Raw genomic sequence first — 3,207 nt, 5'->3', positions numbered from 1 at the left:
CTTAAATATACCAATTCTGAACAAATCTTAATAAAGACAAAAAAGGCTACAATAAGAAAATTATTTTATTTTTCTAAAAGAAATGCCTGGGTTTCTATTTTCTGCAATGCAATAACACGCTTTTTTTAATCAACGATCAAGATAATTTATGGCGCTATTTTATTGATTCTAAAGAAGTTCATTTACCCCGACAATTAGAACCTTACTTAACAACTTTAAAATGTTATGGATGTTGTTGATACGGATACCTTAGCGCTTGTTATCTCAGTAAATAATCATTTCTTGGGTGATTTTAAGCAAAATTTTAAAGAGTTTAATTTAACTAAAGAAATAATATTTCCACCAGTTAATGCCATTATTCAAAAGAGTGGTTAGCAGTTAGTAAAGTTTATTATAGCTAAGCGTCTTAATTTTGTAATCAAAATTAAGACGCTTAGCTATACCTATGAATGGTCGGTACTTGTTAACAGAGCTAAAAATGGAAAATTAGCGGGTACCAATGTGATATTGCGGCCAGGTGGGGCAGAAACTTTGGAAAAACTGGTTAATGAAATGACATCTGTTTATATTAATAGAGAAATAGAAAAAGAAGCGGCGTTATTGAATAGACAACCGACCAGAGGTGTATTACTTATCAGTGATGAAGGAAAACCATTTGTAGATTTAGTTTCATTCCACTGTCCTGTTGTTGATTCTTATTCTCCATTACAAAAATGGCAAGAGCCGCAAAAATTGTCAGATATTTTAATGCATACTCCTTTTGAAGCAAAAGGTATTATTACTAAATTATTTGTCGATGCAAAAGGTACGCATCATATTATTTTACATATAGCTGGGCGACTTTAAAATGATTACAAGTAATTACTCTATATCAGTAAATTTATATTGGAGAAAAACATATATTTTGTAATCAAAATTAAGACGCTTAGCTATAGTAAACCTAGTGCTATGTTACTTTTACGATATATTAGTGCTTTTCTATTAAACTTGGCTTTAATGGCAACTTTTATATTAAATCTTATTCTGGTTATTACACGTAAGCCTATAAATAAGTGGCGATTAAAAAGTATTCGGCAATATTATGAGCATTGTTTCAATATTGTCTCTTCCACTGACCAGAAAAAAATATTTAACCTAATGAAAAGAGTATGAAAATACAGTCAGATATGGATTTGATTATTCCTTTAGATAAATGGTTATGGACTGCACGTTTTTATAAAACTCGGACAATTTCTCGTAAAATGATTGAGGGTGGCAAAGTTCATTATAATGGGCAGCGAAGTAAACCAAGTAAAGTCATTGAAAAGCATGCCATTATAAAATTAAGACAAGGAAATGATGAGTTAACTATAAAAATATTGGCCATTAGCGATCAGCGACGGGGCGCATTAGAAGCAACAGCGTTATATCGTGAAACACAAGACAGTATTTGTTAATAGAAAAAGACTGGCTTTAGCGCGTAAAACTAATTCATTAACCATGCCAAACCCAGAACGTCGTTCTGATAAGAAAGAACGACGTAACCTGATTAAATTTAAGCATACAAATTTAAATGAGTCATTTTGATGACAACTTTACCAATGAGAGAAAATATGTCTAAACATGACCAAGTTACACCGTTTTTTGTTTCAAGATGATGCTGTTCGTGGTGAGCTAGTTTCAGTCAATGAAACTTATAAAAGATACTCGATCAACACGATTATCCGTCAGAAGTTAATCTATTATTGGGTGAATTGTTAGTTTCCACTAGTTTATTAACAGCAACTTTAAAATTTGAAGGTGATATTACCATACAAATTCAAAGAGATAGCCCGGTAAAAATGTTGGTAATAAACGAAAATAATCACCAACAAATGAGAGGTGTTGCTTGTATTGAAGGTTCAGTTACTGCTCAATTATCATTAAAACAGATGGTTGGCCAAGGTTATATGGTGATCACAATTACACCGACAAATGGTGAGCGTTATCAAGGTGTTGTTGCATTGGCAGGTAATACAATAGCGGAATATTTGGATGATTATTTTAAACAATCAGAACAGTTGCAGACACGTTTATTCATTCGTTCAGGTGAAATAAATGGCGAGCCTGCTGCTGGTGGAATATTATTGCGGGTATTGCCCTCTGCTGGTATTGAAAGTCAGCATCAATTTGATCATCTGGTGCAATTAACCGCTACGATTAAGGGCGAGGAACTATTTACTTTAGAGCCAAAAGAAATTCTTCATCGTCTTTATCATGAAGAAGATGTGACATTATATGATCCACAGCTAGTCGCCTTTCATTGCAGTTGTTCAAAAAGCGTTGTGAAAATATTTTGCTATCTCTTTCTGATGAAGAGATTCAGCATATATTGCATGAATGAACGTGGTGAAATTGATATTGAATGTGAATTTTGTGCGGCTCTCTATCTGTTTAATAAACAAGATATAGAGGAATTGAAGCGAATTAAAAAACAGTAAATTCATTGAGTCAGTATTGCTTATTTTATACCGTAATAAAGGATATAAATACATTTTTTTACTGTAGCGTTGATTGTGCTCTAGATCCCATTTTTAGTTCAGAAAATAGTTTAGATGAAATTTATTGATTTTTATCGCTGTTAATTTCGAGTAAAATTTTATGATATGTCCTAATTAAGGTTAATATTCATTTATGAGCATAAATATAATGAGTGCAAAAAAAAGATTACTCCAGAAGAGATGGCTAGATATGGTATTCATCAAGTCACTGAAATCGTTTATAACACAGGATATGAACAACTATTTGCAGAAGAAACAAAACCTTCTTTAAAAGGCTATGAACGTGGGATGGAAACCAACTTAGGCGCAGTCGCGGTTGATACCGATATTTTTACTGGCCGATCACCAAAGGATAAGTATATCGTTCGTGATAACGTTTCTAAGGATACTGTTTGGTGGCCGGATCAAGGTAAAGGAAAAAATGATAACAAACCGATGACCGAAGCTGTTTGGCAATCATTAAAAGATTTGGTGACTAACCAATTTTCAGGTAAGCGTTTATTTATCATTGACGCTTTTTGCGGTGTAAATGCAGATACCCGTTTGAAAGTGCGTTTTATTACCGAAGTTGCCTAGCAGGCACATTTTGTCAAAAATATAGCTAAGCGACTTAATTTTGATGACATTATTTATATGAGCTATTCAATTGATTTTAAACGTAAAGTGATATTTACGATGGAAAAAAAGG

The 3,207-nt window shown here is 32.8% G+C and carries 3 protein-coding genes and 3 pseudogenes; all 6 read left to right on the top strand.

Annotated features, from left to right (window positions below):
• The first annotated feature begins 86 nt into the window (after window positions 1-86).
• Complete coding sequence (locus ARSQ2_RS15080) at window positions 87-239, top strand: IgaA/UmoB family intracellular growth attenuator (protein ID WP_181995279.1); 153 nt, start codon at window positions 87-89, stop codon at window positions 237-239.
• Complete coding sequence (locus tag ARSQ2_RS10585) at window positions 226-375, top strand: hypothetical protein (protein WP_181995277.1); 150 nt, start codon at window positions 226-228, stop codon at window positions 373-375. The genes ARSQ2_RS15080 and ARSQ2_RS10585 overlap by 14 nt, the downstream gene beginning before the upstream one ends.
• Before the next feature lie 15 nt (window positions 376-390).
• A pseudogene (locus tag ARSQ2_RS15075) lies at window positions 391-1,152 on the top strand (IgaA/UmoB family intracellular growth attenuator).
• Window positions 1,149-1,566: pseudogene (gene hslR / locus ARSQ2_RS10570) on the top strand (ribosome-associated heat shock protein Hsp15). Before ARSQ2_RS15075 ends, hslR begins: the two co-directional pseudogenes overlap by 4 nt.
• 158 nt (window positions 1,567-1,724) lie before the next feature.
• The gene (locus tag ARSQ2_RS10565) at window positions 1,725-2,459 is read left to right on the top strand and encodes an Hsp33 family molecular chaperone HslO (RefSeq protein WP_238334468.1); all 735 of its coding nucleotides are present in this window, start codon (window positions 1,725-1,727) and stop codon (window positions 2,457-2,459) included.
• 240 nt (window positions 2,460-2,699) lie between these two features.
• Window positions 2,700-3,092 (top strand): annotated as a pseudogene (locus ARSQ2_RS10560) (phosphoenolpyruvate carboxykinase (ATP)); the annotation flags it as partial.
• Between the last annotated feature and the right edge of the window lie 115 nt (window positions 3,093-3,207).

This window comes from Arsenophonus endosymbiont of Bemisia tabaci Q2 (genome assembly GCF_902713415.1).
In the GTDB taxonomy this organism is placed as follows: Bacteria; Pseudomonadota; Gammaproteobacteria; order Enterobacterales; family Enterobacteriaceae; genus Arsenophonus.
The sequence above is the reverse complement of the archived record's forward strand: the minus strand, read 5'-3'. Positions and strand labels throughout refer to the sequence as shown.

What these genes read in the sequence shown, in the direction of transcription:
- ARSQ2_RS10585 (WP_181995277.1), top strand. Translation starts at nt 226, where the DNA reads ATGGATGTTGTTGATACGGATACCTTAGCGCTTGTTATCTCAGTAAAT.